Below are 13,965 nucleotides of genomic sequence, written 5' to 3'. Positions count from 1 at the left end.
GGCGGTATCGCGCCAGCCCGCGTCCGGGGCGCCTGTCGGGCGCGGGGGCACCCCCGGGGGCTGGTGGGGGGGGCTGCTGGTGCCCGCAATGTGGGGGGCGGCGGGGGGGGTGGGGCCCCCGCGGCCCGCGGAGCCGAACACGCAGGTACCGGCGGGCAGCAGGCACTACGCGGCCACGGGTGTCCCCGATCGCATCGTCGCCTCGCCGGCGCAGGATGCCGCGCAGGGTTTCGCGGTGGCGTGGCGGACCTCGCCGCTGTCGGCCGCGCCACAGCTGGAGCTCGCGCTTGCCGGGGATTCACCGGACCTGGGGCAGGTGCGTGCGCTTGCGGCCCGCAGCGGCCTGTTGCAAAGCGAGAACGGCGTGTCGCAACACCACCGGGTCGACGTCCAGGGGCTGTTGCCGGACACGCTCTACGCCTACCGGGTGCAGGGACAGGACACGTGGAGCGCCTGGCATCACTTCCGTACCGCTGGCGCGGCGGGTCAGCCGCTGACGCTGCTGTACTTCGGCGATACCCAGAACAAGAACCTCAGCCATGTCAGCCGGGTTATCCGGCAGGGCTGGCAGACCGCTCCCGATGCACGCCTTGCCTTGTTCGCCGGCGATCTGGTCAGTGGGGGGGATGGCGAGGACGACAACGAGTGGGGCGAGTGGTTCGCCGCCGGTGGCTGGCTGTTGCCGGGCATGGCGGTGGCGCCCGCGGCGGGCAACCACGAATATTTCGAGGAGTTCGAGGACACCCCGCAGGAGCGTCGCGTACTCGGCAGACATTGGCCGCTGAGCTTTGCCTTGCCGGGCAACGGTGCGCCCGGTGCAGCCAGCACCACCTACTGGTTCGATTACCAGGGCATCCGCGTGGCGATACTCGACGGTACCTCGGCGCTGGATCTGGGGACGGCCAAGATGCAGGCCGATTGGCTGGAAGAAGTACTGGGCAGCAGCATGCAGCCATGGAACATCGTGGTGGTGCACCAGCCGCTGTATCCGTTGCGGGCGGAGCGGGACACCTCGGTGCTGGCCACGCAGATCCGCCCGGTCCTGCAGCGGCACAAGGTCGATCTGGTGCTGCAGGGACATGACCACACCTATGGCAGGCGTGGCGACGACAGTGGCGCTTTGCCGCAGTACATCTCCTCGGTGGCAGGGCCCAAGCAGTACCGGCTGTCGCCGCAGGCACGTGGCACGATGAAACCCACGGCAGAGGACACCCAGCTGTTCCAGGTGTTGCGGGTGGACGGCGCGCGTCTGCACTACCGTGCCTACACGGCCACCGGACGTCTGTACGACGCGTTCGAGATCCTGCGGGACACAGGCGGCGCCAAGCGTCTGGGTGAAATCACCGAAGGCCGCATCGCGCCGCGCGATTGCCCGCGCGCGGTGTCGCCCAAGGGCCGGAGCGATCGCTGCTGGGAGTGATCCGCCCCTCCGTGGCGGCGCAGATGGGCGGCTTGCACGCCGCCAGCGTTGCCACGGAGATCTGCCACGCACGGCCGGGACGGACCCCCTGGCCTGTGTCTATACTCTGCCCCTGCGTCGTGTCGGAGAGCCGGCGGAGGCAGCCTGGCGGCGGTGGTTCGAACGCCGCGGCCGCTGCCGGGACGCGCCATTGATGGTCGCCCTGTGCACGGGCGACCGCGTCATCATCGGCCCGGTGCCGACGCACCGGGCAAGTATCACGGAGGATAGATATGCGTGCAGACAAGGGGTGGATCACGGCCGGGGCGGCATTGCTGCTGGGCGCGCTGGCCTGGGGCGTGGACGCGGCACCGCCGCTGGAAGAGGAGATCGTCAATCCCAGCGAGGTGGTGTTCGAAGGCGGGCAGGCTTATGCCGATGCCGGCGATGGCAGCCTGGAACGTCTGCGCAGCCGCCAGCAGGACGGGGAAACTGTCTATTACCGGCTGGTCCGTTACGACAACGAATTCGGCTATGTCGCCGACGACGGTTCTCCGCCGGTGGCGCAGGCGTCCCGCGCGCCGGTGTCCGAGCCGGTCACGCCGTTCCGTTACTACGGCTCGGGCCATCTCTATCGGCCGGATTTCTACAACAGCCCGTACAACCGCGACGCCCGCCAGCGTTACTGGGGCCCGGGCTATTTCGGCAGCTGCAGCCGCTATGACGGCTGCAAGGAAGTGCAGTTCGTGCCGGTGGTGCCGTATCGCGTCATCGGTTATTGAGTGGCCCGGGCGGGGTGGAGCATCCACGGACACCTGACGGTCGATACATGGTGGTTCGCGGCCGTCTCTGGCGGGTCGCGAATCCCCGTCTTTCGCCACGGGAACACGAGGTGCTCGTCAGTACGCTGATGGCCGCACGCCGGCAAGTGAAAGCCGCATTGGTGGCGGGCGATCCTGCTGCACTTTCGGCAGCACGTAGTTCGGTCAACGCTGCAAAAATCGCGCTGGGGGAGCGGGGGCCTGTCTGGTGGGAGGATGGTGCCCAGGACTTCAACCGTCACCTGGTCAAGAACACGCCTTATCGGGACTGGTACGAGAAGCACATCGGACCGCAGGCCTAGCAGTGCATCGCACTCAAGGCCGCTTGGCTGCATGGTCTAGGCAGAACGGAGAACGGCGGCCACTGGCCGCCGTTCCTGTTGCACGCGAGGTGGTGGATCAGGCGGCGTCGGCCTGCGCGCGGCGCGGGCCTTCGAGCAGTGCACGGCCGACCATGTCGACCAGCAGGTCCAGCTCGGCCTCGTCCATGTCGAAGTGCGGGGTGAAGCGCAGCGAGTTCTCGCCGCCGTGGATCACGTTGACGCCGTGCATGCGCAGCCATTCCTCGGTGGAGTTGGCGCCGTAGCACTTGAACTGCGGGGCCAGCTCGCAGGAGAACAGCAGCCCGGTGCCCTGGACCTTGGTGATCAGGCCGCCGAGCCTGGCCTTGAGTGCTTCCAGCTTCTGCACCGCCTGCTCACCGCGCACACGGATGTTCTGCCGCACTTCCGGCGACAGGCGGGCCAGGGTGGCACAGGCCACGTCCAGCGCCCGCGGGTTGGTGGTCATGGTGTTGCCGTACACACCCTTGCGGTACAGACCGGCGGCATGCTCCGTCACCGCCAGCACCGACAACGGGAACTGCGCGCCGTTCAGGGCCTTGGAATAGGTTTCCATGTCCGGCGGGTCCAAGGTCTCGTAACCCGGATAGTCGACGAACGACAGGGTGCCGTGGGCGCGCAATGCGGCCTGGATGGAGTCGATCAGCAGCAGGCTGCCGTGTTCGCGGGTGAGTTCGCGGGCCAGCTTGTAGAAACTGGCCGGTACCGCGCGGCCCGGGTCGCCTTCGCCCATCACCGGCTCCAGGAACACCGCTTCGATGAACCACTGGTTGGCCTGGGCATCGGCGAAGACCTTGCGCAGCGCCGCCTCGTCATACGGGGCGATGGTGATGACACTGGTCTCGCCACGGTAGCTGGCCAGGTGCTGGTCATAGGCCTTGCGGCTGGAGTCCGAATACAGCGCCGGACGGTCGGTGCGGCCATGGAAGCTGCCCTTGATCACCACGCGCTTGATGGTGGCGCCGGCGTGGCGGGCACCCGGATCGGTCTGCAGCTTGGCGTTGATATCGGCGATACGGGCGGCCAGGCCTACCGCTTCGGAGCCGGAATTGAGGCACATGAAGTGCGAGAACGGACAGCCGCCGCGGCTGTGGCCGATCTCCTTGCGCATGGCCTGCACGAAACGGCGCTGGGACAGGCTCGGGGTCATGATGTTGGCCATCACCTGTGGCTTGGCTGCGGCCGCCATGATGTCGGCCGGGGTATGGCCGAAACCGAGCATGCCGTAGCCGCCGGCGTCGTACAGCACCGCCCCCTTGAGCGAGACCACCCACGGGCCGCAGGCGGCCAGCGCGATATACGGCACTACCGCGTCATCGGCATAGAAGTTGACGAAACCGGCCTGCATCGCCGCGATCTGGTCCTTTTCGTCCAGATCCAGCAGGTCGGCGGCGTCCTTCTTGATCCGGGCGTATTCGGTGGCGGCGGCATGGATGGCGCCGGTCAGGTCGGGATGGGCAGCGGCCAGGCGTTCGATGCTGGCATCGTCCAGGCCCGAGGTCAGGCGGGTGCCGGCGTGCGCGCGAAGCGGCGCAAGGGGGCCGAGTACGGTCATGCTCATCTCCACAAAGTTTTGTATATACCCATTATCTGGAGATTCTGGACATATGGCAGCTGTGATCTCGACGGTTTTTCGGGTAATTTCGTCGAATCGACGAAACTGGTGGGCAATGTGAATATATCCCCGGCCGATGAGCGGCTCTTGTCCGTGCTGCGCGAGGATGCGCGCGCCTCCACCGCGCAGATCGCCCGCCGGCTGGGCCTTTCACGCACTACCGTGCAAAGCCGTATCGACCGGCTCGAGCAGCAGGGGGTGATCGCCGGCTATACCGTACGCACCCATGAGGACTACGAGCAGGGCCAGGTCCGCGCCCACGTGCTGATTACCGTGTCGCCACGGAAGATGCCGGTAGTGGTCAAGGCGCTGCGCGAGCTGCCGGAAGTGCGCACCCTGCATTCAGTCAGCGGCAACCACGACCTGATCGCGATGGTGGTGGTCGGCGGGGTGGGCGAGATGGATGTGGTGACCGACGCCATCGGCGCCATCGACGGGGTGGAACGCACCAACAGCGCCATCATCCTGTCCACCAAGTTCGAGCGCTGATCGCGCCGACCGGGCATCGCCCGTTGGCAGGACTACAATAGCCGGCTCCCCGTACGATTTTCCGGCCTTGAAGAAGTCCGATTTCCACTATGACCTGCCCGAGGCGCTGATCGCCCAGGCTCCCCTGGCCGAGCGTTCGGCCAGCCGTCTGCTGCTGGTGCCGCCGGCGCCAGCCGCGTTCGATGACCGGCATGTGCGCGATCTGCCGCAGCTGTTGCAGCCCGGCGATCTGCTGGTGTTCAACGACACCCGGGTGATCCCGGCGCGCCTGTTCGGGCAGAAGGCCACCGGAGGCCGGGTCGAGATCCTGATCGAGCGGCTGCTTGGCGAGCAGCAGGCCCGCGCCCAGATCGGTGCCAGCAAGTCGCCCAAGCCGGGCAGCCGCCTCCAGCTCGATGCCGGCGGCGAGGCCGAGGTGCTCGGGCGCGATGGCGAGTTCTATGTGCTGCGCTTCGAGATTCCCGAGCCGCTGGAATCCTGGCTGGTGCATGCGGGGCGCCTGCCGCTTCCACCGTACATCCACCGCGAGCCCGGTGTGGATGACCGAGAGCGCTACCAGACCGTGTTCGCCCGGCAGGTGGGGGCCGTGGCCGCACCCACCGCCGGCCTGCACTTCGATGAGCCTTTGCTGGCGCAGCTGCGCGAGCGAGGGGTGCAGTTCGGCCAGGTCACCCTGCACGTGGGCGCCGGCACCTTCCAACCGGTGCGGGTGGATGACCTGAGCCACCATGTGATGCACCGGGAGTGGCTGAATGTCGGCGCCGAGCTGGTGGAGCAGGTGCGCCGCACCCGCGCCGCCGGCGGCCGGGTGATCGGGGTCGGCACCACGGTGGTGCGCGCGCTGGAAAGCGCGATGCGGGACGGTGAGCTGTATCCGTTCGCCGGCGAAACCCAGATCTTCATCACCCCGGGTTACCGCATCCGCAGCGTCGATGCGATGGTCACCAATTTCCACCTGCCGGAAAGCACGCTGCTGATGATGATCAGCGCCTTTGCCGGCAGGGAGCGGGTGTTCGAGGCCTACGCCCATGCCATCGCGCAGCAGTACCGCTTCTTCAGCTATGGCGATGCGATGCTGCTGTTTCCGGCTGCGTACGACGACGCCTGATCCGCCGGGCCCTGCGCCGCGGCGCCCAATCCGCGACAATGCCCGCACGACCGACAGATAGATTCCATGTCCAGATTGCAGTTCAAGCTCCAGACCTCCGATGGCCGTGCCCGCCGTGGCCAGCTGTCCTTCCCGCGTGGCACCGTTGAAACGCCGGCGTTCATGCCGGTGGGCACCTATGGCTCGGTCAAGGGCATCCTGCCCGAGCAGGTGCGGGCGCTTGGCGCCGAGATCATCCTCGGCAACACCTTCCATCTGTACCTGCGTCCGGGGCTGGAGGTGATCGCCGATCACGGCGGCCTGCACGGATTCTGCCAGTGGAGCGGGCCGATCCTGACCGACTCGGGCGGATTCCAGGTGTTTTCGCTGGCCCATCGCCGCAAGATCACCGAAGAGGGCGTGACCTTCGCCTCGCCGACCGATGGCGCCCGTGTGTTCCTGGGGCCGGAGGAGAGCATGAAGATCCAGAAGGTGCTCGATTCGGACGTGGTCATGATCTTCGACGAGTGCACGCCGTACCCGGCCACCGAAGAGGTGGCGCGCAAGTCGATGGAGCTGAGCCTGCGCTGGGCCCAGCGCAGCCGCAACGCGCACGACGCGCTGGGCAACGATGCGGCGCTGTTCGGCATCGTCCAGGGCGGGGTGCATACCGATCTGCGCAGCCGCTCGGCCGAGGGCCTGCAGCAGATCGGCTTCGACGGCTATGCCATCGGTGGCCTGGCGGTGGGCGAGCCCGAGCACGAGCGCAATGCGATGCTCGACCACATGCATCCGATCCTGCCGGCCGATCGTCCGCGCTACCTGATGGGGGTCGGCCGCCCGGAAGACCTGGTCGAAGGCGTGGCCCGTGGCGTGGACATGTTCGATTGCGTGATGCCCACCCGCAACGCCCGCAACGGCCACTATTTCACCTCGTTCGGCACGGTCCGCATCCGCAACGCCCGCTACGAGCGCGACATGGACGTGATCGAACCCGGCTGCGGCTGCCATGCCTGCACCAGCGGTTACACCCGTTCCTACCTGCGCCACCTGGACCGCTGCAACGAGATGCTGGCGCCGATGCTGGGCACGATCCACAACCTGTTCTATTACGAAAAACTCATGGCCGACATACGTGCGGCGATCGAGGCGGGAACCTTTATGGCGTTCCGCGAGTCTTTCTATGCAGCCCGAGGCCTCGCCGTCCCGGCGCTGTCGGGGGAGTAGCGGTAGCGCAAGCGGGCCCGGGACGGGGTTCCGGGCTCGTGGCATACTTCACGGCTGACCCAGTTTCGTGGTGGCGCCACCGGTTTCACCGCCGGGCCACGCCACCCAACACCAAGGACCAATACATGAATCTGATGGCTATCCTGCTCCCCGTCGCCCAGGCCGCTCCGGCCGCCCCGGGCATGGGCACGTTCCTGCTGCCGATCGCCCTGATCGCGGTGATGTACTTCCTGATGATCCGCCCGCAGATGAAACGCCAGAAAGAACACAAGGCGATGCTGGAAAAAATCAGCAAGGGTGATGAAGTGCTGACCTCTGGCGGCATTGCCGGCGTGGTCACCGACATCGGCGACAACTTCGTCACCATCGAAGTGGCCGACAACGTCCGCATCCGCGTGCAGAAGGCCGCTATCGGCAACGTCCTGCCCAAGGGCACGCTGAAGTCCGCGGCCTGAGGCTGATCCCTTTCCGTCACGTCGCGACGCCGGGAAGGCGTCGCGCAGGATCCTGCAATGCTTGAATTTCCACGCTGGAAGTACTTCCTGATTCTGATCGTTCTGGCTGTCAGCACGCTGTACGCGTTGCCGAACATCTACCAGAAGGATCCCTCCGTCCAGATCACCGCCAATCGGGGTGGACAGATCGACGACACCCTCAAGGGTCGTGTCACTGCCGCGCTGGAAGAGGCAGGCGTGCAGGCCAAATCGGTGGAGGAGGAGGGCGAGAACAACCTGATCGTCCGCCTGCCTTCATTGGAAGCACAATCGCGTGCCAACGAGGTTCTGCGTGAAACCGCCGGTGACAACTACACCGTCGCGTTGAACCTGGCCTCGACCGTGCCGGACTGGCTGGCCAACCTTGGCGGCAAGCCGATGGTGCTGGGTCTTGATCTGGTCGGCGGCGTGCACTTCGCGCTGCAGGTGGATCAGCAGGCGGCGGTGGACAAGCGTTTCGAGGCGTTCGCCGAAGACGTGCGCACCACGCTGCGTGACAGCCGCATCACCTACCGCTCGGTCGAGCGGCGCGGTGAAAACAGCATCCAGGTGGTGCTGGCCAACGCCGCCGATGCGGACAAGGCGCGTGCGGCACTGGCCAAGTCGCAGCCGACCTTCACCTACGCGGTCAGCGGTGATCGTATCGCCGTTAACGTGCCGCAGAGCGAAATGGCCCAGATCACCTCCGGCGCCATCGAGCAGAACCTGACCACGCTGCGCAACCGCGTCAACGAGCTGGGCGTGGCCGAACCGATCATCCAGCGCCAGGGCGAAGACCGCATCGTGGTCGAGCTGCCGGGTGTTCAGGACACCGCCGAGGCCAAGCGCATGATCGGCGCCACCGCGACGCTGGAATACCGCGCGGTTGTGGACGGCAATGCGCAGGACGCTGTCACCACCGGCCGGATTCCGCCGGAAGCCAAGCTCTATCGCGACCGTGGCGGCAACCCGGTGCTGTTGAACAAGCGCACCATCGTCACCGGCGACCAGATGGTCAAGGCCGACGTGGCGACCGACCAGAACGGCCTGCCGGCAGTGAGCGTGACGCTGAACAGTGTCGGTGGCCAACGCATGTTCGACTTCACCAGTGCCAACGTCGGCAAACCGATGGCCGTGGTGTACACCGAGCGGATTCCGCAAGTGACCCTGGTCAATGGCGAGGAGCAGCGCAGCTTCCGGGTCAAGGAAGAGGTGATCTCGGTGGCCAACGTCAATGGCGTGTTCGGCAAGAATTTCCAGACCACCGGTCTGGAGAAGGCCGAGGCCGACAACCTGGCCAAGCTGCTGCGCGCCGGCTCGCTGGCTGCGCCGATGGACTTCGTCGAGGAATACGTGATCGGCCCGAGCCTGGGTGCGGAGAACGTGGCCAGCGGCGTCAAGGCCGTGGTCTTCTCCTTCATGTTCACCCTGGTTTTCTTCTCTATCTACTACCGCATGTTCGGCTTGATCACCTCGGTAGCGCTGCTGTTCAACCTGCTGATCGTGGTCGCGGTGATGTCGATGTTCGGCGCCACCATGACGCTGCCCGGTTTTGCCGGTCTGGCGCTGTCGGTGGGTCTGTCGGTCGATGCGAACGTGCTGATCAACGAGCGAATCCGTGAGGAGTTGCGGCTGGGCATGCCGGCCAAGGCCGCCATCGCGGCCGGTTACGAGAAGGCCTCGGGCACCATCCTCGACGCCAACCTGACCGGACTGATCGTCGGTGTGGCCCTGTACGCGTTCGGTACCGGCCCGCTGAAGGGCTTCGCGCTGACCATGATCATCGGTATTTTCGCCTCGATGTTCACCGCCATCACGGTGTCGCGCGCATTGGCGGTGCTGATCTACGGACGCCGCAAGAAGCTGCAGTCCGTGGCTATCTGATCGGGAAGAGACCCTCAAATGAAACTGTTTCCACTTCATATCATCCCGAACGACACCAATATCGACTTCATGCGTCATCGCAAGCCCGTGCTTGCGTTGATGGTGGTGTTGCTGCTGGTTTCCTTTGCCGTCATCGGCTTCAAGGGATTCAACTACGCGCTGGAGTTCACCGGCGGTACCGTGGTGCGCACGCATTTCGAGAATTCGATCAACGTCGATCAGGTCCGCGAAAAGCTGGCCAACGCCGGAATCGAAAACGCCCAGGTGCAGAGCGTGGGCAGCGGCAACGATGTGATGATCCGTCTGCCCCCGGATGGTGAGCACAACAACGCCGCTGATGCCGCGCAGAAGGTGGCCCAGCGTGTCCAGGCGGCCATCACCACGGCCGGCAATCCGGCCACGGTCCAGCCAGGCGAGTTCGTGGGTCCGCAGGTGGGCAAGGACCTGGCGATGAACGGTATCTACGCGACGCTGTTCATGGTGATCGGCTTCCTGATCTACATCGCCGCGCGCTTTGAATGGAAGTTCGCGATGGTGGCCAGCATCACCGCGTTCTTCGATCTGATCCTGACGATCGCCTACATGTCGCTGATGGGCCGCGAGTTCGATCTCACGGTGCTGGCCGGCATGCTGTCGGTGATGGGTTTTGCCATCAACGACATCATCGTGGTGTTCGACCGCGTGCGTGAAAACTTCCGCAGCCTGCGTGTGGAGCCGCTGGAAGTGCTCAACCGCTCGATCAACCAGACCCTGTCGCGCACGATCATCACCGCGGTGATGTTCTTCCTGTCGGCACTGGCGCTGTATATCTACGGCGGCGAGTCGATGGAAGGCCTGGCCGAGACGCACATGGCCGGTGCGGTTATCGTGGTGGTGTCCTCGATCATCGTGGCGGTGCCGCTGTTGAGCATCGGTCCGTTCAAGGTCAGCAAGCAGGATCTGCTGCCCAAGGCCAAGGACGAGGAAGAGCTGGCACGTCGTCCCTGATTGGCCGCTACGGTTGTCTGGAAAAGCCGCGCGTCCGCGCGGCTTTTCTTTTTGCGTCGTGCCCGTGCTCAAGCCGCTTTTCCATGCGGTGGCGTCGGTTGTGTTCACTGCGGCCGCGCACTACGATCCTCCCGGTTCAGTGCCCGCCTGCTGAATCCGCTGCCTTTCGACCGTGTTGTGGAAGGGCCGGTTTCGCAGCCGAGGGCTGTTTTTCTGCTTATCCAATCGAGGTTTTCATGGTCATCAAACCGCGTGTGCGCGGCTTCATCTGCGTCACCACCCATCCGACTGGTTGCGATGCGGCGGTCAAGGAGCAGATCGAGTACATCAAGGCGCAGCCCAAGCTGGCCCATGGTCCGAAGAAGGTGCTGGTGATCGGTGCCTCGACCGGATACGGGCTGGCGGCGCGTATCAAGGCGGCCTTCGGCAGCGATGCGGCGACGCTGGGCGTGTTCTTCGAGCGTGCTGGCACGGAGAGCAAGCCAGGCACGGCGGGCTGGTACAACTCGGCCGCATTCGAGAAGTACGCGCACCAGGCTGGCCTGTATGCACGCAGCGTCAATGGCGATGCGTTCTCCGACGAGGTCAAGGCCAAGGTCATCGAGATCATCAAGGCCGATCTGGGCCAGGTGGATCAGGTGGTCTACAGCCTGGCATCGCCGCGCCGCAAGCACCCGAAGACCGGCGAGGTGATCAGCTCCACGCTCAAGCCGATCGGCGAGCCGATCACGCTGAAGGGGCTGGATACCGACAAGGAAGTGCTGACCGAAACCACGCTGCAGCCGGCCACCGCCGAGGAGATCGCCGGGACCGTGCAGGTGATGGGCGGCGAAGACTGGCAGATGTGGATCGATGCGCTGCTGGAAGCCGGTGTGCTGGCGCCGGGCGCCACCACCACCGCCTTCACCTATGTCGGCGAAGAGATCACCCAGGCCATCTATTGGAACGGTTCGATCGGCGCAGCCAAGAAGGATCTGGATGCCAAGGTAAAGGACATCCGCGGCAAGCTGCAGGGTATTGGCGGTGATGCGCGCGTGTCGGTGCTCAAGGCGGTGGTGACCCAGGCCAGCTCGGCGATCCCGACCATGCCGCTGTACCTGTCGCTGCTGTTCAAGGTGATGAAGGAAGAAGGGACCCATGAAGGCTGCATCGAGCAGCTCGATACCCTGTACGACATCCTCTACAACGGTCCGCAGGGCGGTGCCAACGCCGCAGATCACATCCGCCCGCAGCTGGTGGACGGCAAGGGCCGCACCGTGGAGCTGGTCGATGGCGAAGGCCGCCTGCGCGCCGACTACAAGGAAATGGCGCCGGAAGTGCAGGGCAAGGTGCTGGCGCTGTGGCCGCAGGTGACCAACGAGAACCTGTATGAGATCAGCGACCTGGCCGGCTACAAGGCCGATTTCCTGCGCCTGTTCGGGTTCGGCATCGACGGTGTGGATTACGACGCCGACGTGAATCCGGACGTGGCGATTCCGGGGCTGGTCGAAGTCTGATTGACAGGCAGGTGCCGAAAAAAAAGCCGCGCAGTGCGCGGCTTTTTTGTGGACTCCTTGCCGGACTCAGTTGAACTCGAAGTCCATCTGCGCGCCGGCGGGGCCGACGAAATCGCCCTGCACATAGTCCAGGCCGGCACTGAACAACAGACTCATCGTGGCCGCGTCGGAAATGAACTCGGCGATGGTGAGGATGTTGGCCGATTGCGCCTTGCTGGTGATTTCCTGGGTCTTGGGCAACTGTTCCTTGGCCTGTACCGGGTCTGCGGTGAAGTCCGCGTCCAGTTTGAGGAACGCCGGCTGGAAGTGGGCCAGCAGCTGGAACGAATCGAGCCCCGAGCCGAACTGCTCCAGGCCCACCTTGCAGCCCAATGCCGAGACATCGGCCAGGAACTGCTGGGCGTTGCGCAGGTGGGTGAACACCTTCGCTTCGGGAATCTGCAACCACAGCTGCTCGCCACTGACACCTTCGGCCTGGAGGGCGTCGCGGATCGTTGCGATCAGTTGCGGGTCGCTGAACGATTCGGGCGTGATGCGTACCATCAGATGGGTGCGATGACCGGCGCGCTTCCGCTCGCCCAGTGCCCGGATCGCCTGGCTGACCACCCACCGGTTGATCGGTGCCATCAGCTCGTGCTCCTGCGCGATCGGCAGGAAGGTGATCGGACTGACCAGTTCGCCGTTGTTCTCCAGCTGCAGCGAGGTGTCGTACAGCTGGATCGGCTCGCCAAGCAGATTCAGCACCGGCCGGTAACGCAGCTGGAAGCCGTCGCCGGCCAGCGCATCGCGCATGCGCTGTACCCAGCGCTGGATGCGTTCTTCCTCAACCCGGTCCATCGCGCCGGGGTCGAATACCTTTACGGTATTGCCGCCCAGCTCGATGGCGGCGCGGGTGCAGTCGGTGGCGCGGGCCAGAACCTGACCGACGCTGGCGATCTTCTCGCCGACCTGCACGCCGCCAACGCTGACCGACACCGTGGCCGAGCGCTCGCCGATGCTGAATACATGCGAGGCGAAAGCATCGCGCACCCGCTCGGCGACGCGGGTGGTGTTGGCATAGTCGCCCGGGGTCAGTAGCGCGAAGTTGTGCTCGCCAAAGCGGGCCAACTGGGCGTCCTGGCCCGCCACGTCCGCGAGATTCTGGCCGAGTGCGGCAATCAGCGCGTCGGCCGAATCCAGGCCGATGTCGGGCAGCAGCCGCGCGTAGTGATCCGGCTCGATCAGCAGAAAGCCGTACTGGCCATCGCTGCGGCTGACCTGCGCCACCGCGTTTTCCAGATGCACCATGAAGGTGGGGCGGTTGAGCAGCCCGGTGACCTGGTCGCGCTGGCGCAGCGCTTCCACTTCACGGGCCAGTTCGGGATCGAATTCCTCGCGGCGGCGGAATACCACCTGGAAGCAGCTCTCGCCCTCGTAGGTGGCCGGACTGAATTCCATGGTCGCCGGGAATGTTTCCCCGTCCTGGTTGCGGGCGTGGATCTCGTACTGTGGCGGTGGGGGATCGCCCTTGCTCAGCGACTTGAGCAGCTGCTTGAAGTCCTCCACGTGCTGCGGCGCGACCATGTCCAGCAGCGAAATGCCCTCGACATCGTCGAAGGTCTCGTAACCGAACATATCCAGATAGGCGTCATTGGCACGGATGTGCATGCCTTCATGGATGTAGGCGATCGGATCGCGCGAGGAGGAGATCAGTGCATCGCAGCGGCGCTCGGTCTCGCGCATCTGCGCTTCGATCCGGCGCAGTCCGCGGCGGGCCTGAAGGTCGGTCCATTCGTTGCCGATCACCGAGAGCAGGTGCTCCGGGCGCTGGCGCAGGGCAATGGCACGGATGCCGTTGGCGACCGCCTCGACCAGCACGTTCTCCTCGATCCGGTCGGCCAGCAGGATCATCGGAATGTCCTTGCCGCTGGCCGCGATCTGCTGGGTCAGCAGCAGCTGCGGGATGTTGTGCGAGGGGGCGGCCAGCACCAGGTCGATCGGCTGGCTGCCCAATGCCTGCGAAAGCTCTTCCGGATTCTGTGGCCTGGAAGGGCGCACGGCGATGCCGCTGTTGCGCAAAGTGCTGACGATCGCTTCGGCATTCTCGGCGCTGTCATCGACGATCAACAGGCGCAAGGTGATGTCTTTGCTGTTCTGCATTCAGTAC

12 protein-coding genes are annotated in these 13,965 nt (G+C 65.3%); 10 read left to right on the top strand and 2 right to left on the bottom strand.

What is annotated here, in order from left to right; all coding sequences use genetic code 11:
- Positions 1 to 88: 88 nt before the first annotated feature.
- From ACVOMH_RS09820 to ACVOMH_RS09810, 3 genes are all read left to right on the top strand, one after another.
- Positions 89 to 1,420 (top strand): purple acid phosphatase family protein, encoded by a 1,332-nt coding sequence (locus ACVOMH_RS09820; protein WP_481551836.1) that lies wholly within the window; start codon positions 89 to 91, stop codon positions 1,418 to 1,420.
- Positions 1,421 to 1,692: 272 nt separating this feature from the next.
- Positions 1,693 to 2,181, top strand: a complete 489-nt coding sequence (locus tag ACVOMH_RS09815) for a hypothetical protein (protein WP_481551821.1) — start codon at positions 1,693 to 1,695, stop codon at positions 2,179 to 2,181.
- A 47-nt stretch (positions 2,182 to 2,228) separates the two neighbouring features.
- Positions 2,229 to 2,522 (top strand): hypothetical protein, encoded by a 294-nt coding sequence (locus tag ACVOMH_RS09810; RefSeq protein ID WP_481551820.1) that lies wholly within the window; start codon positions 2,229 to 2,231, stop codon positions 2,520 to 2,522.
- A 97-nt stretch (positions 2,523 to 2,619) separates the two neighbouring features.
- Here the strand turns inward: ACVOMH_RS09810 and ACVOMH_RS09805 are convergent, their stop codons facing one another.
- The gene (locus ACVOMH_RS09805) at positions 2,620 to 4,116 is read right to left on the bottom strand and encodes an aminotransferase class III-fold pyridoxal phosphate-dependent enzyme (protein ID WP_481551819.1); all 1,497 of its coding nucleotides are present in this window, start codon (positions 4,114 to 4,116) and stop codon (positions 2,620 to 2,622) included.
- Between the two features lie 117 nt (positions 4,117 to 4,233).
- Here ACVOMH_RS09805 and ACVOMH_RS09800 point away from each other — a divergent pair, with 117 nt between their 5' ends.
- From ACVOMH_RS09800 to fabV, 7 genes are all read left to right on the top strand, one after another.
- Positions 4,234 to 4,665: an Lrp/AsnC family transcriptional regulator gene (locus tag ACVOMH_RS09800; RefSeq protein WP_054657834.1), complete on the top strand. Its 432-nt coding sequence runs from the start codon at positions 4,234 to 4,236 to the stop codon at positions 4,663 to 4,665.
- A gap of 67 nt (positions 4,666 to 4,732) precedes the next feature.
- Positions 4,733 to 5,773, top strand: coding sequence for a tRNA preQ1(34) S-adenosylmethionine ribosyltransferase-isomerase QueA (gene queA / locus ACVOMH_RS09795; RefSeq protein WP_481551818.1), 1,041 nt, complete (start codon positions 4,733 to 4,735; stop codon positions 5,771 to 5,773).
- 66 nt (positions 5,774 to 5,839) lie between these two features.
- Positions 5,840 to 6,979, top strand: coding sequence for a tRNA guanosine(34) transglycosylase Tgt (gene tgt / locus ACVOMH_RS09790; RefSeq protein WP_481551817.1), 1,140 nt, complete (start codon positions 5,840 to 5,842; stop codon positions 6,977 to 6,979).
- A gap of 125 nt (positions 6,980 to 7,104) precedes the next feature.
- A complete protein-coding gene (gene yajC / locus ACVOMH_RS09785; RefSeq protein ID WP_054657840.1) occupies positions 7,105 to 7,434 on the top strand; it encodes a preprotein translocase subunit YajC in 330 nt (109 codons plus the stop codon).
- A 57-nt stretch (positions 7,435 to 7,491) separates the two neighbouring features.
- The gene (gene secD, locus ACVOMH_RS09780) at positions 7,492 to 9,336 is read left to right on the top strand and encodes a protein translocase subunit SecD (protein WP_481551816.1); all 1,845 of its coding nucleotides are present in this window, start codon (positions 7,492 to 7,494) and stop codon (positions 9,334 to 9,336) included.
- A gap of 18 nt (positions 9,337 to 9,354) precedes the next feature.
- Positions 9,355 to 10,323, top strand: a complete 969-nt coding sequence (gene secF / locus ACVOMH_RS09775; RefSeq protein WP_054657844.1) for a protein translocase subunit SecF — start codon at positions 9,355 to 9,357, stop codon at positions 10,321 to 10,323.
- A 236-nt stretch (positions 10,324 to 10,559) separates the two neighbouring features.
- Entirely contained in the window at positions 10,560 to 11,819 is a 1,260-nt protein-coding gene (gene fabV / locus ACVOMH_RS09770) for an enoyl-ACP reductase FabV (protein WP_481551815.1), read from the top strand.
- Positions 11,820 to 11,885: 66 nt separating this feature from the next.
- Here the strand turns inward: fabV and ACVOMH_RS09765 are convergent, their stop codons facing one another.
- Positions 11,886 to 13,958, bottom strand: coding sequence for an EAL domain-containing response regulator (locus ACVOMH_RS09765; RefSeq protein WP_481551814.1), 2,073 nt, complete (start codon positions 13,956 to 13,958; stop codon positions 11,886 to 11,888).
- Positions 13,959 to 13,965: the final 7 nt, after the last annotated feature.

It is taken from the genome of Stenotrophomonas sp. STEN013, assembly GCF_056760355.1.
The sequence above is the reverse complement of the archived record's forward strand: the minus strand, read 5'-3'. Positions and strand labels throughout refer to the sequence as shown.

Bases quoted from the DNA above. Each gene is read 5' to 3' on its own strand.
- ACVOMH_RS09820 (WP_481551836.1), top strand. From the start codon at position 89: ATGTGGGGGGCGGCGGGGGGGGTGGGGCCCCCGCGGCCCGCGGAGCCG.
- ACVOMH_RS09815 (WP_481551821.1), top strand. From the start codon at position 1,693: ATGCGTGCAGACAAGGGGTGGATCACGGCCGGGGCGGCATTGCTGCTG.
- ACVOMH_RS09810 (WP_481551820.1), top strand. From the start codon at position 2,229: ATGGTGGTTCGCGGCCGTCTCTGGCGGGTCGCGAATCCCCGTCTTTCG.
- ACVOMH_RS09805 (WP_481551819.1), bottom strand. From the start codon at position 4,116: ATGACCGTACTCGGCCCCCTTGCGCCGCTTCGCGCGCACGCCGGCACC.
- tgt (WP_481551817.1), top strand. From the start codon at position 5,840: ATGTCCAGATTGCAGTTCAAGCTCCAGACCTCCGATGGCCGTGCCCGC.
- yajC (WP_054657840.1), top strand. From the start codon at position 7,105: ATGAATCTGATGGCTATCCTGCTCCCCGTCGCCCAGGCCGCTCCGGCC.
- secD (WP_481551816.1), top strand. From the start codon at position 7,492: ATGCTTGAATTTCCACGCTGGAAGTACTTCCTGATTCTGATCGTTCTG.
- secF (WP_054657844.1), top strand. From the start codon at position 9,355: ATGAAACTGTTTCCACTTCATATCATCCCGAACGACACCAATATCGAC.
- fabV (WP_481551815.1), top strand. From the start codon at position 10,560: ATGGTCATCAAACCGCGTGTGCGCGGCTTCATCTGCGTCACCACCCAT.
- ACVOMH_RS09765 (WP_481551814.1), bottom strand. From the start codon at position 13,958: ATGCAGAACAGCAAAGACATCACCTTGCGCCTGTTGATCGTCGATGAC.